Annotated in this window: 15 protein-coding genes and 1 tRNA gene; 5 read left to right on the top strand and 11 right to left on the bottom strand. The window is 44.9% G+C overall.

The window, feature by feature from the left end; translation table 11 throughout:
• Window positions 1–42: 42 nt before the first annotated feature.
• The 4 genes from cysE to dnaE all read right to left on the bottom strand — a co-directional run bounded on the left by cysE (window position 43) and on the right by dnaE (window position 6,036).
• The gene (gene cysE, locus RTS10_RS02710) at window positions 43–969 is read right to left on the bottom strand and encodes a serine O-acetyltransferase (protein ID WP_409418205.1); all 927 of its coding nucleotides are present in this window, start codon (window positions 967–969) and stop codon (window positions 43–45) included.
• A 119-nt stretch (window positions 970–1,088) separates the two neighbouring features.
• Window positions 1,089–1,925, bottom strand: coding sequence for an RNA methyltransferase (locus RTS10_RS02705; protein WP_312385737.1), 837 nt, complete (start codon window positions 1,923–1,925; stop codon window positions 1,089–1,091).
• A gap of 24 nt (window positions 1,926–1,949) precedes the next feature.
• Window positions 1,950–2,294: an Hpt domain-containing protein gene (locus RTS10_RS02700; protein WP_219331382.1), complete on the bottom strand. Its 345-nt coding sequence runs from the start codon at window positions 2,292–2,294 to the stop codon at window positions 1,950–1,952.
• Window positions 2,295–2,466: 172 nt separating this feature from the next.
• Window positions 2,467–6,036 (bottom strand): DNA polymerase III subunit alpha, encoded by a 3,570-nt coding sequence (dnaE, locus tag RTS10_RS02695; RefSeq protein WP_312539124.1) that lies wholly within the window; start codon window positions 6,034–6,036, stop codon window positions 2,467–2,469.
• 148 nt (window positions 6,037–6,184) lie between these two features.
• Between dnaE and RTS10_RS02690 the strand changes: the two genes are divergently transcribed.
• Window positions 6,185–6,260: transfer RNA gene (locus tag RTS10_RS02690), tRNA-Arg, on the top strand.
• A 77-nt stretch (window positions 6,261–6,337) separates the two neighbouring features.
• On the opposite strand, the gene RTS10_RS02685 is transcribed toward RTS10_RS02690, so the two are convergent.
• Window positions 6,338–6,739, bottom strand: coding sequence for a hypothetical protein (locus RTS10_RS02685; RefSeq protein ID WP_060995430.1), 402 nt, complete (start codon window positions 6,737–6,739; stop codon window positions 6,338–6,340).
• A 315-nt stretch (window positions 6,740–7,054) separates the two neighbouring features.
• On the opposite strand from RTS10_RS02685, the gene pdxA reads away from it, so the two are divergent.
• The gene (pdxA, locus tag RTS10_RS02680; protein ID WP_312114990.1) at window positions 7,055–8,107 is read left to right on the top strand and encodes a 4-hydroxythreonine-4-phosphate dehydrogenase PdxA; all 1,053 of its coding nucleotides are present in this window, start codon (window positions 7,055–7,057) and stop codon (window positions 8,105–8,107) included.
• Window positions 8,108–8,230: 123 nt separating this feature from the next.
• Here the strand turns inward: pdxA and RTS10_RS02675 are convergent, their stop codons facing one another.
• Both RTS10_RS02675 and RTS10_RS02670 read right to left on the bottom strand, forming a co-directional pair.
• Window positions 8,231–9,043 carry a peptidoglycan DD-metalloendopeptidase family protein gene (locus RTS10_RS02675; protein WP_312539122.1) on the bottom strand — a complete coding sequence of 271 codons (813 nt, stop codon included), beginning with the start codon at window positions 9,041–9,043 and terminating at the stop codon, window positions 8,231–8,233.
• Window positions 9,044–9,323: 280 nt separating this feature from the next.
• The gene (locus RTS10_RS02670; RefSeq protein ID WP_312539121.1) at window positions 9,324–10,646 is read right to left on the bottom strand and encodes an MFS transporter; all 1,323 of its coding nucleotides are present in this window, start codon (window positions 10,644–10,646) and stop codon (window positions 9,324–9,326) included.
• A 129-nt stretch (window positions 10,647–10,775) separates the two neighbouring features.
• On the opposite strand from RTS10_RS02670, the gene RTS10_RS02665 reads away from it, so the two are divergent.
• Window positions 10,776–14,042 carry an autotransporter assembly complex protein TamA gene (locus RTS10_RS02665; RefSeq protein WP_312539120.1) on the top strand — a complete coding sequence of 1,089 codons (3,267 nt, stop codon included), beginning with the start codon at window positions 10,776–10,778 and terminating at the stop codon, window positions 14,040–14,042.
• A 149-nt stretch (window positions 14,043–14,191) separates the two neighbouring features.
• The gene (locus tag RTS10_RS02660) at window positions 14,192–18,958 is read left to right on the top strand and encodes a translocation/assembly module TamB domain-containing protein (protein ID WP_312539119.1); all 4,767 of its coding nucleotides are present in this window, start codon (window positions 14,192–14,194) and stop codon (window positions 18,956–18,958) included.
• 93 nt (window positions 18,959–19,051) lie between these two features.
• Here the strand turns inward: RTS10_RS02660 and RTS10_RS02655 are convergent, their stop codons facing one another.
• Entirely contained in the window at window positions 19,052–19,675 is a 624-nt protein-coding gene (locus tag RTS10_RS02655) for a TetR family transcriptional regulator (protein WP_312539118.1), read from the bottom strand.
• 115 nt (window positions 19,676–19,790) lie between these two features.
• A complete protein-coding gene (locus RTS10_RS02650; protein WP_312539117.1) occupies window positions 19,791–21,179 on the bottom strand; it encodes a deoxyguanosinetriphosphate triphosphohydrolase in 1,389 nt (462 codons plus the stop codon).
• A 386-nt stretch (window positions 21,180–21,565) separates the two neighbouring features.
• Between RTS10_RS02650 and RTS10_RS02645 the strand changes: the two genes are divergently transcribed.
• Window positions 21,566–21,805, top strand: coding sequence for a hypothetical protein (locus tag RTS10_RS02645; protein ID WP_312534914.1), 240 nt, complete (start codon window positions 21,566–21,568; stop codon window positions 21,803–21,805).
• A 123-nt stretch (window positions 21,806–21,928) separates the two neighbouring features.
• Here the strand turns inward: RTS10_RS02645 and rsmD are convergent, their stop codons facing one another.
• Together rsmD and mrdA are read right to left on the bottom strand one after the other, a co-directional pair.
• On the bottom strand, window positions 21,929–22,552 hold the full coding sequence (gene rsmD / locus RTS10_RS02640; protein ID WP_309592689.1) for a 16S rRNA (guanine(966)-N(2))-methyltransferase RsmD: 624 nt from the start codon (window positions 22,550–22,552) through the stop codon (window positions 21,929–21,931).
• 35 nt (window positions 22,553–22,587) lie between these two features.
• The gene (gene mrdA / locus RTS10_RS02635; protein ID WP_312539116.1) at window positions 22,588–24,567 is read right to left on the bottom strand and encodes a penicillin-binding protein 2; all 1,980 of its coding nucleotides are present in this window, start codon (window positions 24,565–24,567) and stop codon (window positions 22,588–22,590) included.
• Window positions 24,568–24,677: the final 110 nt, after the last annotated feature.

The raw sequence follows: 24,677 nt of genomic DNA, 5'->3' as shown, positions 1-24,677 counted from the left end.
CACCCAATAATCTGTCATATTTATCATCGGGTGGAATTTATCTTACAATTCATCTTCCATAAAAAATTGCGGATCGACGGCATCCAAATCACGCACATCAAGTTTGGTATAGTGTTTTTTGCAGAAATTTGGATCCAATTTGCACATCGCACTTTGCAATTCATCAAGGCGCGCTTCAGACTGGCGAATGTGCTCGAGCATTTTGATAAAAGTCATTGCCACAGGGTCTTGGGTGTTTGGGTCAATGCCATATTGATGAAAAACGCCCGCTTGCTCTAACTTAATTTTATTGCAATCATCCTCATTGGTAGCAGAGGTATTGATGGAGGTTTGTTCAACCGCTTTCATCTGCTCAGCATCGGTTGTTTTTTTGATGACGGTTTTTTCGATATAGTCGTCAGTTGGGGTGACCCCATTATTTGCCAAGCTATCAAGCCCCATTTGCTCCGCTTTGGCTTTATCATGAATCAAACGCGCCGCGCCGCCTACCATGGTCGCACCGGCAGGCACTTCTTTGACCACGACAGCATTAGAGCCGATTTTGGCATATTTACCCACGGTAAATCCGCCTAATACTTTGGCACCTGCACCGACAACCACGCCATCTTCCAGGGTGGGATGGCGTTTGCCTTCACTTAATGATACCCCACCGAGCGTGACGCCGTGATACAAGGTGACGTCATCACCGATTTCAGCGGTTTCACCAATGACCACGCCCATGCCATGGTCAATAAAGAATCGCCGCCCAATTTTTGCTGCAGGATGAATCTCAATCCCGGTCAAAAATCGATTGCCAAAGGATACAAACCGTGCCAAGCCTTTGTTATTGTGTTGCCACATACTGTGGGCGACGCGGTGAATCAATAGCGCATGGACGCCAGGATAAGTCAACAGCACTTCAAGCGTGTTACGTGCCGCAGGGTCACGGTCAAACACCGCTTGGATGTCCTCTTGTAATTCTGCTTTGATGGTCTGGGTTTTTTTGGATAAATTTTGGATGACGGACAACATACTGACTACCGATTTTAAAAATTTTAAGTGATTATGATATCACGAACTCATCAATTGCTTGAAAATTTTAAACAAGCTTAGGATTTAAGTAATTTTGCGATGGTGGCTTGCAGTAACTGATATTCTTTGATATCAAGCTGTAATCTACTAAGCAGTCGATTAATACGCTGAGGCATCACTTTAGATTGGGCAGGGTTGTAGATATCTAAATTCTCCAGCAATGCCAACAGCCTATTTTCTAGCTGTAAACGCTGCTCATTTGAGATAGGCGGCTCATCCCACTGCTGGCGAAAAGTCAAATCAATGGATTTTTCAGCCGCTGTTTTTGCCGTCAATGCCAATTCGGCGGTTTCGTAAAAAACGCTGGCAATCACTTGAACCGCAGCCGCCACATTTAACACCCCATACTCAGCATTGGCAGGAATTTGAATATGGTAGTCGGCCAGTTGCAGCTCTTCATTTGTTAAACCCCGATCTTCACGGCCAAACACAATGGCAAGTTGCCAATTGCGATGCGGAGAGTCTGTCATTAAATCGTCAAGGTTTTGAAAATTAGTGACCATCAATTCAGCCGCTTGTCGGGGCGATAACACGGGTCTTGGAATATGGCGTTGGCGACTACTGGTAGCAATTACCCAGTGGCAATCTTGCAGGGCTTGCTCAAGGGTGTCACAAATGGTCACAGCGTCTAAAATTGCTTTGGCACCTGCGGCATGGGCATAGGCATCTTCGTCAATCGGTAGTTTGGGCGCCACTACCGTGAGCTGCGTTAGTCCCATGGTGTGCATGGCACGGGCGGCAGAGCCAATATTGGCAGGCAAGGTGGTATTCACCATCACAATGCGAATACCGGCTAAAAATGCCGCAAGGGTTGAGAAGGGTTGCGGGGAAGCGTTAGTGTCAGTCGTTACCATGGGTTGTCAAATTTTAGCCAGTCGTTACGCAATAAGCGATTGTATTTGGTCATTCACTGCATGGCATTCCGCTTTGATTTCTTCAATCAATTGTTCATGTTGATGGATATGACCCGTGCGGCAGATTTCTTGCAGTTTATAACAAAGTTCGGTCAGCTCGGTAGCGCCAAGGTTAGAGCTAGCGCCTTTTAAGCCGTGCGCTGCATTATACCCCAAACGGTTGTCTAAGTTGGCATACGCTGTCTCCATTTCCGATAAACGTTGTAAGCTATCTTCCATATAAGTATGAATCAAATCGACAAAATCTTCGTCAAGTAATGCTCTTAATTCTTCAAACTGGGGCAAGCTGATATGGGATGGCTGAGTCATATGATTTTCCTGTTGATGGGACATTAAATAAAACATCATTGATTAAATTTGATTGGCTTATTTTAGCCCATATCTCATTGAATTTTATCAAAACTTTGATGAAAGTCAGTTTAAAGGATACAAACGTTTATCACATGATGGGTTTATCGGCCAAATTCACCAAAATCAGACGCTAACTAAAATGTAAATGCAAATCTTCTTCATTGACCAAGCTTTTGAGTTTGCCAAAATTCTCTTCAGTCGGCACAATTTGCCAATGCGTTGGCATATTAAGATGGGCAATCGCATAGTCGTTATACACACATAGGTTAATGGGTACCCCTAATTGACCCGATTGAGCCAATGCATTGGCGGGCTGATTGTCGGCAAATTGGACATTGTCGGCAGGGTGATTCAACTGATGCGATAAATAGTGAATTGTTGAGTTATTGGCGGTCGCTAACAATTGTTGTATTTGTTCAAACAGTGCCATATCATGACCTGCAATTTTGATGCTGATTTTTTTTAGCCAGCGTTTGCGCGCATCGGTTAAAGTCATTACCTCTTGTAGGCTGGCATAAAACGTGCCATCGCGTTCACGAATAGAGCCGTCGATGATCACCACGGTTTCCACTTTAAGCTTGTCTTTGACGCGGGCAAAGCGCTCGGCATAACAACTCACTTCGATACGACCTGTGCCGTCATCGAGCGTAATCACTGAGCGATTACCAAAGTTTGCGACATCGAGTATCAAGCCTGCAAAAAATACGGTTTCGCCATAGCTGGTTTCGCTCAAATCGCCCAATGTCTTTGGCGTATAGCGTTTTAACTCATCGCGATAACTATCAATCGGGTGGCCGGTGAGATAAAGTCCTAGCGTGTCTTTTTCGCCTTTTAAGCGCTCAGCATCTGTCCAGACTGGCTCACGGGGCAATGGGGGCGGCGCAGTGACTTCTTGTATATCGCTAAATAAATCAATCATCCCTAGGCTGTCATTGCTACGCTGTTGCTCAGCTGCTTGTACCGCTTTTGGCAATTCGGCAAGTAACGCGCCACGGATGTGATAAGCTTCATCCGCAGGCAAATCAGGTCGTAATTTTGGCGCAAAACTATCAAAACAGCCTGCTTTAACCAATGCTTCAAGGGTGCGTTTATTGACTTTTCGCGTGTCAACACGGCGGCAAAAATCATACAAATCGGTAAACTCACCGCCTGAGTTTCGCGCTTCCACGATAGACTCTACGGCACCTTCACCGACACCTTTGATACCGCCTAACCCATACACAATGGTCTTCGGGTTAATCGGCACAAACGCCCAATTGGAGTGGTTAACGCTAGGGTTTTCTACTTTTAAACCAAAATTTTCGCGGCAATCATTGATAAAAAACACCACGCCATCGGTATTATTCATGTCCGAGGTGATGACCGCCGCCATAAATTCGGCAGGATAGTAGTGTTTTAAATAGGCGGTTTGATAGGCTAGCACGCCGTATGCCGCTGAGTGTGATTTGTTAAACCCGTAGCCGGCAAATTTTTCCATCAAATCAAACACGCCACCTGCAAGTTTATCATCGATGCCTTGATCAATTGCCCCTTCCACAAAAATACTGCGCTGTTTTGCCATTTCTTCGGGTTTTTTCTTACCCATCGCGCGGCGTAGCATATCGGCACCGCCTAGACTATAGCCTGCCATCGCTTGCGAAATTTGCATTACCTGTTCTTGATAGACAATGACCCCATAGGTATTTTCCAGTATCGGCTCAAGTCGGTCATGGTCATATATGACCTCTTCGCGGCCGTGTTTACGGTCAATGTACATATCGACCATCCCGGCATCGAGTGGACCCGGGCGGTACAGCGCACACATGGCGATGACGTCTTCAATATTGGTCGGTTTAAGCTTGGCCAAATATTTTTTCATGCCGGTACTTTCAAGCTGGAATACAGCGGTGGTATGGGCATCTTGTAGCAGCGTATAGGTGGGCTTATCGTCTAAGGGTAAAGTCTCAAGATCAAGCGGTGGCTTCTGTTCTTTAGCGCGGCGTGCATTGATATTTTTTACTGCCGCATTAATCACCGTTAGGTTTCGTAGACCCAAAAAGTCAAATTTTACTAAGCCAACTGCTTCCACATCGTCTTTATCAAACTGACTGACGGGATGACCCTCTTCATCACAATAGATTGCGCTATAATCGGTGATTTTGGTCGGCGCAATAAGTACGCCCCCTGCATGTTTACCAACCCCCCGGGTAATCCCTTCGAGCCGTACTGCCATTTCCCAAATCTCATTGGCATCTTCATAATCCATATTGTCAGGATTGTTAAGCAAATCTTTGAGCTGCGGTTCGGCTTCAACCGCGTCAGCCAGCGAAATACCTGGGGTTTTCGGGATAAGTTTGGAGATTTTATCAGCAAGACCGTACGATTTACCTTGAACGCGTGCGACATCACGCACCACCGCTTTTGCCGCCATCGTACCAAAGGTGATGATTTGGGATACCGCTTCTCGTCCATATTTTTGCGCCACATAATCAATAACGCGGTCGCGCCCTTCGATACAAAAATCGACGTCAAAGTCTGGCATGGATACCCGCTCAGGGTTCAAAAACCGTTCAAACAGTAGGTCATATTCAAGCGGGTCTAAGTCAGTGATATTGAGCGAATACGCCACTAACGACCCCGCGCCTGAGCCACGACCAGGACCTACAGGCACATCATTGGCTTTTGACCAACGGATAAAGTCCATCACGATTAAGAAATAACCGGGGAAACCCATATTCAAAATCGTCGTGAGTTCAAACTCCAAACGCGCATCATACGGCTTGCGTTTTTCGGCCCAGCTGTCGTCGCGTTTTTCGATGGGGTAGAGTTTTTCAAGGCGTTTTTCTAGACCTTCTTGGGCAGTGCGCCGGAAAAAAGTTTCAATGGTATCGCCTTCGGGAATGGGGAATTCGGGTAAATCGTGATGACCCATGTGAATAATGACGTTACAGCGTTTTGCCAAATCCAAGGTGTTGTCAATCACCGCTGGCATGTCGCTAAACAGGGCAGTCATCTTATCTTGGGTTTTTAAATATTGCTCAGGGGAATAATCACGTGGGCGATTGGGGTCGGCAAGCACTTGCGAATTGGCGATACACACCCGTGCTTCGTGCGCTTCAAAATCATCTTCTGTTAAAAAACGCACGTCATTATGGGCAATGATAGGCACATCAAAGGCATTTGACATGCGAATGGCTTGCTCGATAAAACGGTCTTCGTTGGCACGCTGGGTGCGTTTAATGGCAAAATAGACACGATCGGCAAATGTGGTTTGCCATTGTTGTAGTAGGCTATCGGCTTTTTCTGGGTGAGCTGATAACATGGCTTGACCGACGTCTGATTTTTCGGTGAACAGTACAATCACGCCTTCACTGCGCTCAAAAATCCAGTCACGCTGAATAATCGGTTTGCCCATTACTTGACCATCGACAAAGCCTTTTGACACGATATTGGTCAAATTCTTGTAGCCGACTTGGTTGCTGGCAAGTAGCGTTACTGTCGTACTATCATTTTCAAGCCAGACTTCAGAGCCAATAATTGGCTTGATACCGGCATCCAAGCAAGCTTTATAAAATTTGACCGTGGCATATAGGTTGGATAAATCGCTAATGGCGAGCGCCAGTTGGTTGTCGGCTTTGGCAGCTTTGACCAGCGCTTTGATGCGTACAATCGAGTCGGTGATAGAAAATTCGGTGTGAATACCAAAGTGTACAAATGCCATGGATTGCCTTTATTGCGGTTTATCTTTAGCCCACTATTATACTATGAATTGCCAAACTGCGAACCTACAAAATCAGCAACAAAATGCCTAAAAAGTATCAGCGGATGCTAAGCATTTACCATTTAATATGATAAAATAGTAGCCCTTTACGCCTATAGCTTAACTGGATAGAGCAGTTGCCTCCTAAGCGACCGACGTGGGTTCAAGTCCCGCTGGGCGTACCAGTTTTTTTGACATCAAAAACTTATAAAAATAAAAAACCCAATAAAAAATTATTGGGTTTGGTTGAAAAAAGTAAAACTTAGCTTAAACGTTTGGCATTAGCGGCCACGCGGCTATAGATAGGGTGCATCCCTTTTTCTAATACATGCAGCGCTTCTTGGTTAACAGCATAAAAGAAGTTTTGCAATGAAATCGGTTGACCCAAGCTTAATTTCATACAATTTGAAAACATTAATTGCCCAATATTTTGCTGCGCAACGAGCGCTTGCCAAGCCATTTGCGTCCAAGATTCAAAAAATGCGATGGGTTTTTCAGTCACCATACGCTCCATTTCTTTCATTTCTTTGGCATTATTGAGGGGGTTTTGTTTCGCTATCATATAGATGCGGCGCTGCATGACTTGTGGTACGCGAACTGAAAAATCTTCAGATTGCTGACACATTTTTTCAACTTTTTGGTTAATATGTTCGTAGGTAGCCATAAGGACTCCATTGATAACAACAGTAAAATACAGGATTGACAGTAAAGTGTAGTGCTATTATACACTGATTTAAATTAAGTTAATAATAGCAAACTCATTGGGTATACAATAGTTACTTAACATTACGCAAATAATTAGATTTCATTTAATCAAACCATTGGTAATTGCTAACAATCATCCGCGTAATCAGGGTTTTAGTTCAACTCATGAGCATGGAACTATTTTATCAAGTTAACTATAAGCCGCATTATTGTTAATGAATTCAATAATTACTAAACCGAATCGTTTTATCAGTGTTTATCAAAAGGTATAAAAATGACCACGCAAAGTCTTCCCTTAGTAATTACCTCGGGCGAACCTGCGGGTATTGGCATGGATATCATACTGATGCTTGCTGACAGACAGCAATTAAATCTGCCCAATCGCGCTGTCATTGTGTTGGCAGATATCAACGCGCTGCAAGAAAGGTATAGTGAGCTCAAACAAAAAGGCGCTGTAAAAGACGGATTGATGATTCAACAATTAGCGACGCATGAGTTACATGAGTTAAAAGATTTACCGCAAATTGCGCAACCCTCAGCGCATGATACTATTTTGGTGGTGGATGTGCCGACAGCACAACCTGTGGTAGCAGGGCAGTTAAATCCTCATAACGCGCCAATGGTCATCGCACAGTTGCAACTGGCGCATAAGCTCGCCATCAGCAAACAAGTCGCTGCAATTGTCACCGCGCCACTGCAAAAATCGGTGATTATGACTGTGTTGCCAGACTTTATGGGGCATACCGAATTTTTTATGCAGCAGTCGGGGCTGGATAAAGTGGTGATGATGCTCGCCAATAGCCTGATGAAAGTGGCTTTAGTCACCACCCATTTGCCCCTGCGTGCGGTCGCCGATGCGATTTCCCACGAAGAAGTGGCAAAAACCGTTGATATTGTCATCCATGATTGTCAGCAAAAATTTGGTCTCACTCACCCAAAAATATTGGTCTGTGGACTCAATCCTCATGCCGGGGAAAGAGGCTATCTAGGCAGAGAAGAAATTGACATCATCAATCCGGTGTTACAGCACTATCGCGATCAAGGTATTGATATTAGTTTGGCGATGCCAGCCGATACCTTGTTTACCCAAAAGCATATCGCCACTGCCGATGCCATTATCGCCATGTATCACGATCAGGGACTGGCGCCGCTCAAATCACATGGGTTTGGCGAAACCGTGAATATCACTTTAGGGTTGCCTTATATTCGCACCTCAGTCGATCATGGCACAGCACTGGATTTGGCAGGGACAGGCAAAGCGAGTGCCGATAGTCTGTATCGTGCGATTGACTATGCCAATAACATGGCGACCGCGATTGCCCACTAATCATCCTCACCGATAATTATCCTCACCGATAATTAGGCTCACAAAAAAAGCCAATCGTCATGGATTGGCTTTTTTATTGCGATATTTTAAATAGATTTTTAACTATTTTAAGCAGCTATTTAATTATTTTAAATAACTGGCAGGGTTCACTGGCGTACCCCGATATCGGATTTGGAACTCTACGGCAGGTTGATTCAAATTATTGTCCGTCCCAACGGTACCGATAGTTTGACCCGCTTGTACCGTTTGGCGCTCTTGTACAGCAAAACTTCCCAAATGCGCGTAGGCACTAATGTAGTCGCTGTTGTGCTGAATCAGTATCAATTTGCCATATTCTGGCAAATCACTACCGACATACAGCACCGTACCTGGCTGGCTGGCGACAACATTTGCCCCTGCTTGTCCGCCAAACCACATACCTAGCGTACCTGTTTGCTGGTTAAACGGCCGCAATAGATTGCCATTGGTAGGACGTAACCAACCTTGTGACAAGCTGCTGGTTGGCACGATGACTTGATTTGGCATCGGTAACGGGGTTGATGAATTATTGGCTTGTCTAGGTGGGTAATAAGTCGGGTTAGACGGGCGGGATGATTGGTTGACCGTCACCGGGCGAATGGTTGTTGGACGATAAGAAGTGGGACTACTTGCTGAGGTTAAAATCAAGCGTTGCCCTGGATAAATCGTATAGTTGCTATCGAGCCCGTTGAGCGCACCAACCCGACGATAATCCAATCCATAAGTGGCGGCGATTTTGCTTAAAGTATCGCCGTTTCTGACAATATAATAGTTGGGCACACCCCGTACATACACAGGGCGCTTATCCACGGTCGCGATCTTCTGTGAAGCGCAAGCGGTCATCAACACCGCCGTACAGGCTATCGCGCTGAGTTTTACCAGTTTGGGCGTGCAGAGTGTTTTATAAGTGGCAAACATAACAGTCATTCCTAGCAAGTGATACAAAAAAAATTACAACAAGTCAGGGTATAGTAACTAACTTTTAACCACTTACAAAGTAACTGGAGTTAACAACAACGTTTCTTTGCCAAACGATAACAAACAGCAACATTTTGTACTCAAATGAAAAAATGCCGTAAAGCCCCTTATTTATCCATTGCTTGCCATCCATCCGTTGCCTAGCATTCCTAAAAATTTGTACGGACTATTTAACTTAATAGGGCGATTAAATAGGCTGATTGAACAGGGCAATAGAGTGTTATTCATAGTTCATAATGGGCTTGGCAGGGCTATATTTTTTTAGTTTTAAAAATAGCCAAATGCCTATGACCAAATTTATCACCCCGACAATCGCAAATAGCATCGGCAGGCTTACGTTAACTAGCGTCAAACAAATAATCGAAAAAATCGCTGAACCTACCATAAATACCGCATTTAAAATATTGTTGGCACCGATAATGCGAGCACGGCTTGTTTCGGGTGAATAAGCTTGCATATAGGCGTATAAAGGTACAATATAAATACCGCCTGAGAAACCCAATAAAAACAAATCGACAAACACACGAATGGCACCCGGCGTGGCAAAAATCATACCAATACTATAGTGCGCGTTGTTGGCGAGTGGCGGCAAATGCATCGCTGAGAGCGTCAAATACAAGTCAATCGCAAAAATCGTCAATCCTGCAATCCCAAAGGGCAACAGCTTTAAACTCACTTGGTTTTTAGTCAACGTTTTACATAACAGTGAGCCGAGCGCCGTACCGACAGAAAACAGCGTTAATAAAAATATCACGACACTTTCATCGCCTAGCAAAATAGACTTGCTAAATTCAGGTACTTGGGTCAAAAACGTAGCACCATAAAACCAAAACCAACTATTACCCAAAATGGTAAACCACATAATCGGTAAGCGATATAGATTGGCAATGGTTTGCCAGCTAGTACGAAAGATATTCCAGTCGATGGTCAAATCAGGCTGCGGCGCAGTCATGATGGGAATAAACCGAGAAGCCAAGTAGCCCATAATCGCCACAAAAACCGTCACCCCAGATATCCAAAACAGCGGACTGTCCAACTTCATCAACACGCCAGCCAGCATCATCCCTGTCAAAATAGCCAGTGACGTGCCCATTTGAAACAGCCCATTGGCACCCACCAACTCATTGGTGGTCATGGCTTGGGGTAGGTAAGCATATTTGATAGGACCAAAAAACGTCGAATGGGTACCCATCAAAAATAACGCAACAAATAAGAGCGGATAAATCTCAAACACAAACCCAAATGCGGCAACTACCATGATGACGATTTCAAGGATTTTAATCAGCCTTGTCAGCCAAGATTTTTCATATTTATCAGCAATTTGACCCGCCAAGGCGGAAAACAAAAAAAACGGCAATACAAACAGCATCGCCGCCAGATTGTTGAGCAAACTGACACGCATCCCCAATTTTGCCGCTGCCATAAAGGTCAGTACTAAAATCAAACCTTGCTTAAATACATTGTCATTAAATGCCCCTAAAAACTGGGTGGCAAACATGGCACTAAACCGTTTGTATTTAAAAAGCGCAAATTGGGTACTCATGAGCAATCCTAGAAATGTCTGATGATGCCTATCTTAACAAATATTTTACAAAGGGTTGCGAAAATGTTTGGTTAGTAAAATGTTTATGCTAAAATCGCCTAGTGCTCGCTCAAGGATTTGATTTTTATCATGAAACCAATAAATTTGCTACCCTATCGTCCGTCAATCGCATTGACCGATAACCCGTTTAGTTTTGTTCATGCCATTTCTCTACTATCGTCAAATCCTTATCAAAGCCCGACCCAATCTAGCGTATCAAACCATTCGCTGTTTCGCTTGACACCCATACGTTTGGCTATTGCTTTGGTTGGTATGGGTGTGGTGCCTGCTTGGGGGGCACAAACGCCAACAATAACAATGCCAGCTACTGTTAGTAGTTCAGCTAATAGCTCAGCAACGAATAGCACGCTAACCACGAACAGCGCAGCGCACACGACCGCCAATGACAGCAAGGGCACCACGGCAACGCAAAATACCACGCCTGCGGCAACTGGGCAAGATAGTATCACTACCGATGCCAACACCGCTCAACCTTATCTGTATCAACTCAATCAGCAGCGTGTTGAAAATAAAATTGGACAACAACTCGATAATCAGACCTTGGCAGACTTTAATAATTTTAACCAACCTGTGGCGACGTTGAAACAAAACCAACCTAGTGTCGGCTACAGTAAAGCATTAGACCAAACAACGCCGCAGTCGGTTGCCAATCAAATCAACAATAGCAAGCCTGCACCCAGGGCAACCGTGAACACTCAGGCGCAAGCACAAATCACTGAGCAGCTAACCACCGAAAAACAGAATTTCGACGCGATTAATCAAAAGGTGAGCGAGCAAACCAATTTATCTAATCAAAATATCGCTAACCAAAATGTTGCTAATCAGAATGTTAGTAATCAAGGCGTTGCCAATGATGCCAGCAATATCAAATCCACCGACACCATCAATCCCAATGATTACTTGCCCGCCTATCAACAGCAAACAACGGCATTGACCACCCCACAAGCCAACTCAACCGTGACCGCAGAGTCGCAAGGCATCGTGGCGCGTTTGAAGAACAAAATCATTGGTCGCGGCGAAGGGCTCAACTATATTGATATCAGCTTTGCCAATGCAGATGCCAAACTTGAGCCTGCGCGCAATATCAAGGCAGCATTGGAAAAAGTGACCGTCGAATCGGTGTCGGATTTTAATGCCAGTGTGAACAAATTACGCCAAATTGCCAAAGATGCGGCAGAGGCGGTGGGTTTTTATGACACTAAAATCGCTTTCAAACATTTAGGCAAAGACAATATCCAAGTCAGCTTAGAGGTCGGCAAACCCGTCATCGTGCAAAATCGCATCATTGATATCCGTGGTGAAGGTGGGGAAGGCGATAACGCCCTGCCGGTGTATCCTGTGATAGAAAAAGAAATCCCGCCCAAAGAAGGGGATGTGTTCAGTCATGGTATCTATAAAGCCGCAAAGGCCACGATTGAAGGCGTCGCGCAGACCAATGGTTACTTCGATGCCAAATGGCTCAATAGTTCGGTGGATATTATTTTGCCGGACAATACCGCGGATGTTGACCTAATTTATGACACAAAAACTCGCTATCACTTTGATGATGTGAAGATATATAGCATTGATAAACAAGGCAATCTGACCGATGACCCCGATAAACTGCCTTTAAAGCCAAAGCTGCTCAAAGCCTTAATGACGTACCAAAAAGGCGATGCCTACTATCAACCCTTTGTCAGCGAATTTACCAACAACTTGACTGCCACCCGTTATTTTAATGGGGTGGATGTCGATGTCATCATGCCATCAGACGAAGCAGCAAGTGATATCGCATTTGAACAATCGGGCTCGGCGACGCTCAGCGATGCCAACAGCAGCAATACCACAGCCGACAATACCGCTGACACTTCTGATACAGCCGCCGGTATTTCACCCGCCAATTCAACCGATCAAAGTCTCGCATCTCAAAGCAATTCAACTCAAAGCAACTCAGCTCAAAGTCAGTCATCCGAACTTCAATCCGCAGGTACTGTCGATAGCACGACGCAAAAAACCGTCAATCAGGTGCAAGACCCCAATGACATCGCGCCGATTCAATTTGAAGTCGATGACTCGACCGAACAACGTCTCAATGCCATCAGCCGAAAAGCCAAAAATTTATTGGCCGCACCCGAAGATATGGAATTATCACCCGAGGCTGAAAATAAAAGTAAAAATCCGCTGGTGGTCATTGCCAATGCGGTCAGTAAAACGGCAAAAAAACTGGATAAAGACAAAGACTTACCCATCAAACCACGAGAAGACCAAGTCATACCAAAGCTCACGCCACAACAAGTGTATGAAACAAAGCAAATCCCAACCTATGTGGTACTCAATGCCACCAAGCCGCATGAGGCACAGGTGGGTTTGGGTTATGAAACGGACGTAGGCGTGCGCTTGACTGGTAAATATCAAAACAACTTGGTTAACCGAAGTGGTCTGCAGACTGGGGCATCAGTGGCGTTATCCAAAGTCGATCAAGCGGTGGAATTTAATGCCAGTTTACCCTATAAGCATCCCCTCAACGATAAGCTGACAGGCACAGTCGGCTATCAGCACAAAGAAGTTGATGACCTAGTCAACACCTTTGAGGCGGACACGGTCTATGCCAGTATTGCCCGCAATATTTATCATGATAGTGGTTGGAACCGCACCTATTCACTGCGCTACCGCGGCGATAAATTGACCGTCGATCCTGAAAAATATAGCACCGATAGCTTGCCTTATCCTTTTAACAACTACGCATCGGATTATACCCAACAAGCCTTGTTAGCGGGTTATGCAATCAATAAAACGGTAGCAGACAATATGCTGACGCCAACGTGGGGATATAGCCAACGTTATTCGCTTGAAGTCGGTGCTAAAGGGGCACTGAGTGACACCAATATGGCCATTCTACGTGCGGGTGGTACTGGGATGTATACTTTTGGCAAAGATAACAAACAACAAGTGATCGGGCGGCTGGATTTGGGCTATCTATATAGCGGTGATTTTTATGATGTGCCTTATCGTTCACGCTTTTTTGCAGGCGGTGATTCTAGTATCCGCGGCTACAACACCGATAGTTTAGGACCGACCTATGGCGGCGAAAATTTCTTAGTCGGCGGTGATGCCTTAGCGGTAGGCTCGGCAGAGTATAACTATGAGTTTAGACCGAGTTTTCGTGGCGCTGTGTTTACCGACTTTGGTAATGCGTATGATACGACTGGCGAATATGATAACACAACGGCGGTCAGTATTGGTACAGGTATCCGCTGGCAATCACCGATAGGCTTGGTACGGCTCGATGTGGCAAAAGGTCTGACAGGGGATAACAACGATGTCCGTTTACACTTCTTTATCGGTTCACCGCTATAATAGTTTGGCTAAAAATCATTGCATTATTTTGTGCAAGGTTTTTAGTTAAGATTTTTGGATAAAACTTTGCTAGTATGTGAGGTTTATCCAATATACAGCGCATACAACCTGTGTTTTTGTAGTTAGCCAACGATTGATTTGCGATATTAATGAAAGACGATAATAACAACGACTCATTGCCCGAAGATGGCACCAAGCCTGACGATAAATCGTTGGTAGATAATGACCTAGACGCTAAAATAGACACTGAAAATCTAAAAACTAAAAGTCCAGACGGTGAAGATTTAGACCCTGCAAAAAAAGAGGCGGGTTGGCTTCGGCACTGGTATCGACAGGGTCTTGTCACCAAAATCGTGATGGTGTTAGCCGTTATTTTGATAGCAGTTTTATTAGGGGCTTATTATGCCGTCGGCACCCCGTGGGGTACACGGTTACTTATCAATGCCATCGTTCAAGAAACAGGTATCAGCCTAAAATATGGCAAAGGCAATCTTCGCGATGGCATTTGGGTTTACGATCTTAAAATTCCTGATAAACCGCCAAAAAATTATGTTGAAGTCACCGTCGATAAAGCCTATGTCAAAATTGGCTGGCGCGCCCTCATCCATAAACAAGTGCATTTGCGTGAAGCCAACATCAATCGCATGGTCATCACCTACAAAAAACCACCTTCCAATAAACCCTTTGATTACCCACGCATTGCGCTGCCTGTTAACTTAACCTTAGATGACGTACAAGCGAATTTAGTGCGCTATCAGCAAGTGACCCGCGACCCTATTGATTTTAAACAAGCGCATATCCAAAAGTTTACTTGGTATGATACCCAAATCACGGTTGACGAAGGCAAGTTGGCGTATAACAATTTATTAAGCGTCGATAAAGTCAAAGGCAAAATTGACCTGCAGCATGATTATCCGCTGGATGTGACAGGACTGGTTATTGTCAATTCATTGTCAAAAGTGTATGTCGATGCGCTTGATACCCATGCCACAGGCAGTTTGAAATTTTTGACCGCGGATATAAAGAGTAAATACAATAAATCGGATGTTACTGGGCATTTAACGGCGCAGCCGATGGATAAAAACGCGCCATTTAATGCCAAACTTGAATGGAAAGATGTGTTATTGCCCTATGCCACCAGTCAAAACATCCACCTAAAAAATGGCTTAGCGACCGCAACAGGGGTGACCAATAATATCCAGCTGCGTATCAATGCTGATTTGACTGCCAAAGATATCCCCGATGGCCATTATCAAGGTCGCGGCGTGATTGCCAATCAAAAACTCAGTATCGAATACCTCACGGCTAAAGTCGCGCAAGGCACATTGACGAGTCAGGGCACGATTGATTGGCATGACCGCACCCGTATTGCCATGATGAATACGGGGAATGGCTTTAAGATTCGTCAGTTGTTGTCAAAAGACATCGCCCCCTATGCGCCAGAGACCTTAACAGGCAAATTAGGCATCGTCTATGATGTGGCAACCGATAAATTGCCGATGCAAGTACGGGCAAATCTGCGCCAAGATGACGGTGAAATTATCAATGCCGATATCCGACAAGCCAAAGGCAACCATAAACCTTATACTATCGATGCCAATTGGCAACGGCTGATACGTCACAATTTACCGAGCATTGGCGAGCTTAACAGTCCCAATGGCAAAGCGCAGGTGATTTTTCAGCCGGCAGACGGCAAGCGACCCAGCAGTGTACAAGCGCAAGTCAATGCCAATATACTAAAGCTCAATCAAGCCCCAAGCGGTAATTACCAAGTCGATGTCAATAAAACAGGTCAGCTGGTTGACATCACTCAATTGCTGTATCAAGGCGTGGCAGGTAATTTGGCAGGCAATGGTAAAATTAAACTAGCGAGCGGCAATCAGCCGTTAGCTTGGCAAATCAATGCCAAAACCAACCATTTAAATGCACACAGCATTTTAAATAGCATCCCGCTGCAAGACTTGACAGGCAATGTGGTTGCCAGCGGTACCCTGCAACAGATCCGCCAAGCCAATCGAGCAGTCGTGACCCGTCATGATGTCACCATCAACCAAATTGACATGACGGGGGATTTATTGGGCGCCAACAATAGCAAAAAACATTTAGCATTAAAAGGCGCAGGCAAAGTACGTGCCGATGTACTGGGCAATAAGTTATCTTATATCGCCGCCAAATTTGATGGTAGCCTCAATGCGCCAAACGTACCCGCAGGCGTGTTTAAATTTGATATTGCAGGCACGCCACAACAGCTCAAAATTAATCAATTTAGTCATCAAGGTAAAGAAGGCTACATCAACGCCAACGGTAGCTTTGATATGACCAATGGTATCGGCTGGCATATCAGTGCTGACATGAAAAATTTTGATGCCAGCTATTTTGTGCCAAGTCTGCCAAGCCAAATCACCGGTACCATCAATACCGATGGCTATTGGCGGGCAGGCGCTCAGTACATTCATATCGCCAATATGAATCTCACAGGCAGACTAAAAAATCAACCTTTGATGGCAACGGGTCAATTGACCGCAAAACTGAATTTGCCAAAAGACCTCAGCACGCTGCGCCAAGTCATTGAAAATAGCGCCAATAATCAAAAATACGGACAAATCCGCCGTCTTGTTGAAAGTCTGCAAGCCAATAATCTGCTGGTACAATGGGGCAGCAATCGCATCACCGCCAATGGCAACCAAAATCAACTAGTGACCAGTGTCGATATCAGCACACTCAATCAGCTAATGCCGCAGCTAAAAGGTATCGTTAAAGGCGGTATTGTCTTAACCCAAGGTAACAACCAAGCCCTGCCTAACATCTATGTGGATTTAGTCGGGCGTAACATTTCACTGCCAAACTTTGTGGTACTCGATGCCAAAGTCACCGGTAAATTGGTCAATCTTGCCAAATCACCCAGTCAGTTGCAATTGACTGCAACGGGTATCAACATCGCCAATCAACCGCTGCGCTCTGTGCAATTGTATTTTAACGGTACCCAAGACAATCACACCTTGGATGTCAAAGCAGATAGTACCAAAGGACAAGTGCAAGCGACGCTCAAAGGTCGTATCGATCTTGCCAAAAAACAGTGGTCGGGTCTGCTTGGCAATGGACAAATTGGTACCAAATATGCCAAGTTGCAACAGCTACAGCCCGCCCAAATGCTATTTGGCTGGCAAAACCTAAATGTACAAATGGCGGCACACTGCTGGCAAATGGTGGGTCAAAACGGCAGTCTGTGTCTAAAAAACAACCTCGTGGTCAGTAATGAGCAAGGCAATGTCGATGTCAGCGTGCAACAAATTGATAGCCAAATTTTCTCTGTGGTGATGCCGCGTGATATCGCTTGGTCAGGAAAACTCAACGGCACCGCACTCGTTCATTGGCAGAAGAACCAACGACCCAGTATCAATGCCAGCTTCTTTACCGATAACGGGGTATTTGGTACTGCCCCACAAACCCCTGAAGAAAATCCAACGACCATTGCCTATGAGCGTATCAGTGTCATTGCGCGTTCAACCGCAGAAGGGCTAAAACTTCGTGCAGATATCAAAACAGCCAATGGCGCGGGCAATGGGTATTTGGACGCCACCGTCAATCCCTACATACAGTCAAAACCGATTTCAGGCACCGTTGTTTTTCAAGATATTGACTTGGCGGTATTTAAACCTTTCTTCCCATCGTTTGAACGCTTGACAGGTAACGGTCTAGTGGCAGGTAAAATCAGCGGCTCATTAATGCAGCCCAAATTTGTTGGGGATATTGAGCTACAAGATGCCGGTCTTAGCATCACAGGCGTGCCGATGCGCTTTGATAAGATTAATGTGTTATCGCACGTGGCAGGCAATCAAGCCTCTATCAATGGGTCTTTTGCCAGTGCAGGCGATGGTCAAGGTACCATTACTGGTACAGTTGACTGGACACATGAGCTGCAGGCCAAGCTGAAGTTGCAAGGTAAAGCGCTGCAAGTGAGTCAGCCACCTGAAATTACTGCCATTATTAATCCAATTTTTGATGTGATTGTCAAACCTAGCCAGCGCTACGTGAATATCGTAGGCGTGGTTGATGTGCCTCGTGCCACCATTCGCCCACCTGAAACCACAAGCAATGTGGTGAGCAAATCCCCAGATGTTAACGTGATTGATAGACGCTTGATGGGTCAGATTGATGATGTACTAAAAGTCACCCAACCCTGGAGCATCAACGCAGATGTGGGTGTGGATCTCGGCGAGCGCGTAAGCTTCCAAGGTTTTGGGGCACGCTTGCCATTGGCGGGTGCACTGCATATTACCCAGCGCGGTCAAGGCACCATGAAAGCAGAAGGGGTGGTACAAGTATCACGCCGCTCAAAAGTCGAAGTATTTGGGCAAAGCTTGACTCTAAACTTTGCGCAAGTTCGGTTCAATGGTGAAGTGATGAAACCACTGCTAAACGTAGAGGCAGTAAAAGACGTGCAAGGCGTACAAGTGGGTGTCAAAGTCAAAGGCAGCACCAGTGCGCCAAATATTACCGTGTTTAATAATGGCGGACTCAGTGAACAGCAGGCGATGAATGCGTGGGTGACAGGTAGTCTAAATAACAATTCAGGTGAAAATACCAACGAACAAGACTTTAGAAACCGCGTCGACAATACCATTGCCGCAGCAGGGTTAAGTTATGGCTTAAGCGGGACGCGCCAATTTACCAACCAAATTGGTCGGGCGTTTGGGTTGCAGCGTTTAACGTTAGATGCCAATGGCTCGGGCAATGACACCTTGGTCAGTCTAACGGGGTATATCACCCCAGACTTGTTTATACGTTATGGGGTAGGCGTGTTCACCTCGCAGCCTGAGCTGAGTATGCGTTATCAATTAACAAGACGCTTGTATATTGAGTCTAAATCTGCCATCAATAACTCTGTCGATTTGATTTATAACTGGCGCTATTAATGGGTTGATAAACAGTAAAAAGGCTGAGTTAATGCTCAGCCTTTTTTGGTTTCACGGTTTGTTGGTTTCACGGTTTTTTAGCTTAAGTTTTGGTTAAGGATACCAATTACGGACGCCATAAAACAGCACTTGCGCCTGTTTGATACAGCGATTGAGATACTCTTGTTTACCTTGTATCTCTGTGGGGTCAAATTTGAGCCATTGATACACCCAAGAAAAATACATATTCACGCCCATATCTGCAATCAACAAGCGTACTTCTTGATTTAAATGTCCAAAGGCAGGTTGCATCGCCAAATCATCGGTCATGATTTGCGCAAACAAGCTGATTTGCTCATCAAGTGCATTTTGCACAGCTTGGTTGCCACCATAGCGCTCAGAGACAATAAAGTGCCAGTGCAATGACGCGTGCTCCACACTTTCTAAAAAGAAACCCACGCTTGAGGCAATTTGACCTTCATGCGTTCGGGTGCGACCCAGCTGCAAATGATCGCGCAGACTTTGCAGCGTGTGACCGAGTTCTTCATTGACTAAGCAGGTGCCAAGCTCATCGATATCCTGAAAATGTCGATAAAAAGCCGTTGGCACTACGCCCACTTCGCGGCTAATCTGGCGAAGTGAAATCGACGAAAACGCATGCCCCGACCTCGATAACTGAAGCACCGATTGAAAAAAGGCTTGACGGGTTTGGCGTTTTTGCAAGTCACGGCTAGTCATTAGGTATCCAATCAGCGGGTTAAATAAGGAAAAATATTCTAAGCCGAAAACGCCAAATATACAATCGTTGACGATTGACGATTGACGATTGATGATTGAAGCTCAGCGATGAGGTTTAAATATTCACCGACCAATTGCCCTTTAATGCTTGCGCGAGCCGATAGGCTTCATGATCATTCATGCCAGTCAGCATGTCTAAAATACACAAGATATTTTGATAAACATCATCCCCTAATTGCCGACTAACATTGCTTAAATGGGCATTTAATAGATTAAGCAGTCGTAATTGCTCAAACTGAGCAATACTCTCTGCTGAATTACCCGTCAACGCCAGCGGCATAAACGCATCAAGTAGCGTATGTAAACAGCGGTTTGACATGATTTCAACACGTACTTTGCTTGGATGTTGAAAAATACGGGTATTGGCTAGGCTTTTGGCTTCACTGATACTACTGCGTACGTTATTGGGGCAGTAGTCAAATAAGCTGCCCGTCAGCTCGCCTGCCAATAAGGCGGCTTGGTTGGCAACAAAGGCATCAGTGACTTTGTCTACCAATCGCCGCATTGCTCGCCCCCGTAGTGCGGCTAATTTTTGGGTGATAGGCGCATTGGTCGTGACTTCAGGCGGTACGCCAAGCCGTTTACCGACGAGTTTGAGCAGCAGTGGCTCAACTTCATGATACTCTAACATACCCAGTAAAATCCCATCTTCCAAATCAATCAGCGCATAACAGATATCATCGGCGGCTTCTAGCAAATAAGCCAATGGATGACGTGCGTAACCCCTTTGGGTCTTGGGTAGTCGCAGCTGCTCCGCCAAATCCTGTAAATACGGCGCTTCACTTTCAAAACAGCCAAATTTCTTGAGCGTTAAGGGTGAGGGCAGTGAGTCACTGTCACTGACTGAATTGATAGGGGTGGAAAGATAAGGGTATTTCATAAAAGCGCCCAGCGTCGCCGCTGTCAGGCGCATGCCACCTTCATCGGGATGATGCTCGTTACGGGTCAGCAGTCGAAAACCTTGCGCATTGCCTTCATACGCTAATAAATCTATTCGCTGGCGTGGGGTAAGCCGCCTTAGATACTGGCGCTGGGCAGGCTGAAAAAACCAATCTCGAATCGCCTGCTCACCTGCATGCCCAAACGGGGGATTACCGATGTCATGTGCCAGACAAGCTGCCTGCACAATGACTCCCATGTCCGACATGGTAAAGCCGCTTGGCAAGTCATTACCGAGTTTCTCCGCGCTCATCATCCCTAGCGAGCGACCAATACAAGACACTTCAAGCGAATGGGTTAAGCGGGTATGAATACCCATCTCATGGGTTAACGGATGCACTTGGGTTTTTTGATTCAATTGGCGAAAAGATTGCGAAAAAACCAGCCTGTCATAGTCCTTATGAAATGCCGTCCTTGACGTCTTGGATTGGGTAAACTGATTGCTATGATAGATAGGTTTGGCAGATAACAGCGCTTGCCATTGCTTGTGTGTATTTTTTTTCATTATTATTTTCAGTCTTACAGAAAAATGGGGTGGATGGGATTAACTAACTAGCTAATTAATTCTAGCTAGATAATTGATTATTAACCAGTTTGGATGAATATTTTTTCAAAAGTTTGATGACACTATACCATTTATCGCAAAAAAATGACCAAATAGGAATTTTTCTGATAAAACAATTGTGTAATTTTTTATTATTGTTATAATTTAGTAACAAATACATTGTAGAATGTAATCACCATAAGATAAATGTAATATTTGATTACCTTTGTAAATTGCTTTTATAGCCCTACCACGCATAGTTTTCGGTCTATGTCGTATATGGATAGTTGCTAAGTAACACGATGAAATTTAATCGGTTAAATTTCAAATTTTTTAGGACATAAGTTATGATCCATCAAGTGAACGATACTAAAGGCACCGATGATAGTGTAGAAATGACGCGCCATCACTCCAAAATCAACATTCATAGTGTTGTACTGGTAATTATGTTAGCGCTCGTGGTGACATTTTTGATGGTGGTTGGGGTCAGTTATCTGTATGAAGCCAACAACTTAAAAGGACAGTCATCAAAATATTTATGTCCGTCAGCTTCTGCCGTACAAGTGGGTATATGCATTAAAAGCTAATAGTGGGTTTGCTATTAGGCGTGAATGGTTATTATATCTGCCGACTGGGTTAATCCAGTCGGTTTTTTAATGGCTAAATTAAAACGCTTTGAATTAAAATGCTTTTAATTGATATGCTTTGAATTAAAGCGCTTTTAGCTGATAAATGCCGGCAAAAATTTGCCCCATTTTTTTATATTTAAGTGGCTCAAGTGACGCGGTAAAAGATTCTAACAGGTGGCTATGATCTTGATCGCTTTCGATATACAGTAATGTCTGCGGATGAATTAACTGATGGTTGATTAACCCATGCAAAATTGTATCCCATAACGCTAGTTGATAAGGCGGGTCGATAAACACCACATCAAACGGCTCGGTCTTTGCCAGTTGTGGTAAGGCATGTTGTATCGTAGCTTCCATTGTCACAATTTTTGTATCAGCAATACCTAACAGGGCTTGGGTGGCTTTAATTTGCCTACATTGCTCATGGTTAGGCTCGATAGAAGTTAACTGCTTGGCACCCCGCGACAAGGCTTCAAAACCGAGCACCCCACTACCAGCACAGCAATCTAGTACCTTGGCATTGACTAAATCATCGGCAAGCCAGTTAAATATTGTCTCTCGGACACGGTCGGGGGTTGGTCGCAACCCATCGGCATCGATAAACGCTACCAAACGCCGCCGATACTCGCCGCCGATGATACGGACGTGAGAAATAGGGGGGGATTTGGTGGCTTTATTGGCTCGTTTGCTAATTTTGGACATCATGGTTTAGAAATCATAGTTTGGACATCTACATTACGTTAGTCAGCGCCACCCACCGCAGGGAGTTTGGCGGTATTGGGTTTTGAGATAATAGGTTTACCTGACAAAACTAACGCTGCCCGTTGCAATTTGGCAGCTTGTTTTTCGGCATTGATTTTGACAAGTTCTTCAGGGGACGGTGGCACAATCGGTTTTTTGATTTTATCAATGAGCCAGTAATCCATCATTTTACGCACAATTGGCGCTACCCAGCCACCATGGCGCCCATTTTCTACGATAACGGCAATGGCAATTTGCGGGTTTTCTACCGGGGCAAAACCAACAAACCAGCCATGATCCCAGTGACGCGAGTCAAGCGCGGCTTCGTTATAGCGTTTACCTTGTGCGATAGATTTGACCTGCGCTGTGCCTGTTTTGCCAGCGATGCGATAAGTTGGCGTGTAAATATTATGCGCTGTGCCTTTTTTGACCACATCTTCCATCGCTAGGTGCATACGCTGCCAATCATTGGGGTTACCGTTGTATTGAATTTTACCATCGGGCTTTTCAATAGGGGTGACATGTTCGGCACCGGTGGATTTTTTAAGCAGATGGGGGGTTAAATGCTGTCCATCACCGGCTAGCATGGCGATACCATTGGCAATCTGTAAGGGTGTCGCCAAAAAATACCCTTGCCCAATACTCACAGAAATGGTTTCCCCAGGCAACCAGGCTTTTTTGTAAGTTTTCATTTTCCATTCAGTAGAAGGGTAGACGCCGGTTTTCTCTCCCGGCAAATCAATCCCTGTTTTACTACCAAAATTAAAACGCGTCATCCAATCATGAAGCCGGTCAATACCGAGTTGATAAGACAGCTTGTAGTAGTAGGTATCGACAGATTCGACCACGGATTTATGCAAATTGACGTTACCATGACCCGATTTTTTCCAGTCACGAAATTTATGGCTATCGCCAGGCAGACTAAAATAACCCGGATCATAAATACTACTGTCCCATCCCATTATGCCGTAATGAATCCCTGCCAAACCCTCAATCGGTTTGATAGAAGAACCCGGGGGGTATTGCCCTTGTAGCGCACGGTTGTACAGTGGCATGTCGGGGTCTTGTTGCAGTGCCTTGTATTCTCTGCTACTAATTCCAGTGATAAAGGGATTGGGGTCAAAACTTGGATTGCTCACAAAGGCTAAAATCTCGCCAGTGCTGGGGTCAATTGCCACCGCTGCGCCGCGTTTACCATTTAACAAATCGCTGGTCAATTTTTGTAAGCCATAATCAAGGCTTAGATAAATATCATTACCGGGAATGGGCGGTTTGGTATCGAGTTTTTTGATGATATCGCCATAGGCATTGGTTTCAATTGATTGATAACCGGGTTTGCCCAGTAGCAGCGACTCGTAATATTTTTCAATCCCTGTTTTACCTATCAAATCGGTGCCTGCATACAGCTTTTTATCCAACTTTTTACTATCGTTGTCGCTGATACGCCCAACATAGCCAATCACATGGGCAAATAAGTCACTGTAGGGATAGGTGCGCGTGAGTTTACTTTGAATCGTCACGCCTTTAAAAAACGGTTTGCGTTCACTAAACTGGGCAACTTGCTGTTCGGTAAGTCCAATTTTAATGGTGACAGGTTCATTTTTACTTTTTTTAAGGGCTTTTGAAGCTTCACTGATTTCTTCAGGTGTCAACTGAAAAATCGGGGTGAGTAGTGCTAAGGTATTGTCAGGATTGTCAATTTCATCAGGACTGATAACAGCGGTAAAAACAGGCTGGTTATCCGCCAAAATTACACCGTTACGGTCATAAATGTAGCCGCGACTGGGTGGCGCAGAAACCAGCTTGATACGATTATTGTCAGACTGGGTGACGTACTGGTCGTGAGTATAAATTTGTAGATAAGCATAGCGTACAATCAAGCCCACCAAGCCCAAAAACACAAACACCGATGCCAAAATTACCCGGCGGCGAAAGATGAGATTTTCACGTTGCATATCTGAAGAATGGGGTGGTTTCATAAGCGGGTAACAGCAATTAGAACGGTTTTAAAAAGGGTCGCGGTGCGATGAATGTTTAGCTTAATGCAAATATAGGGATATCACCCAGCTACTAAGCTCCTATATGGGTG

The sequence above is a fragment of the Moraxella sp. CTOTU47616 genome (assembly GCF_032017465.1).
GTDB lineage: Bacteria > Pseudomonadota > Gammaproteobacteria > Pseudomonadales > Moraxellaceae > Faucicola > Faucicola tetraodonis.
Note: the sequence above shows the minus strand (reverse complement) of the source record. Positions and strands in the feature narration are given on the sequence as shown.

Coding starts and splice junctions, on each gene's coding strand:
- RTS10_RS02670 (WP_312539121.1), bottom strand. CDS start 10,646: ATGAGTACCCAATTTGCGCTTTTTAAATACAAACGGTTTAGTGCCATG.
- RTS10_RS02655 (WP_312539118.1), bottom strand. CDS start 19,675: ATGACTAGCCGTGACTTGCAAAAACGCCAAACCCGTCAAGCCTTTTTT.
- pdxA (WP_312114990.1), top strand. CDS start 7,055: ATGACCACGCAAAGTCTTCCCTTAGTAATTACCTCGGGCGAACCTGCG.
- RTS10_RS02700 (WP_219331382.1), bottom strand. CDS start 2,294: ATGACTCAGCCATCCCATATCAGCTTGCCCCAGTTTGAAGAATTAAGA.
- RTS10_RS02675 (WP_312539122.1), bottom strand. CDS start 9,043: ATGTTTGCCACTTATAAAACACTCTGCACGCCCAAACTGGTAAAACTC.
- rsmD (WP_309592689.1), bottom strand. CDS start 22,552: ATGATGTCCAAAATTAGCAAACGAGCCAATAAAGCCACCAAATCCCCC.
- RTS10_RS02705 (WP_312385737.1), bottom strand. CDS start 1,925: ATGGTAACGACTGACACTAACGCTTCCCCGCAACCCTTCTCAACCCTT.
- RTS10_RS02645 (WP_312534914.1), top strand. CDS start 21,566: ATGATCCATCAAGTGAACGATACTAAAGGCACCGATGATAGTGTAGAA.
- dnaE (WP_312539124.1), bottom strand. CDS start 6,036: ATGGCATTTGTACACTTTGGTATTCACACCGAATTTTCTATCACCGAC.
- RTS10_RS02650 (WP_312539117.1), bottom strand. CDS start 21,179: ATGAAAAAAAATACACACAAGCAATGGCAAGCGCTGTTATCTGCCAAA.
- RTS10_RS02665 (WP_312539120.1), top strand. CDS start 10,776: ATGAAACCAATAAATTTGCTACCCTATCGTCCGTCAATCGCATTGACC.
- mrdA (WP_312539116.1), bottom strand. CDS start 24,567: ATGAAACCACCCCATTCTTCAGATATGCAACGTGAAAATCTCATCTTT.
- RTS10_RS02660 (WP_312539119.1), top strand. CDS start 14,192: ATGAAAGACGATAATAACAACGACTCATTGCCCGAAGATGGCACCAAG.
- RTS10_RS02685 (WP_060995430.1), bottom strand. CDS start 6,739: ATGGCTACCTACGAACATATTAACCAAAAAGTTGAAAAAATGTGTCAG.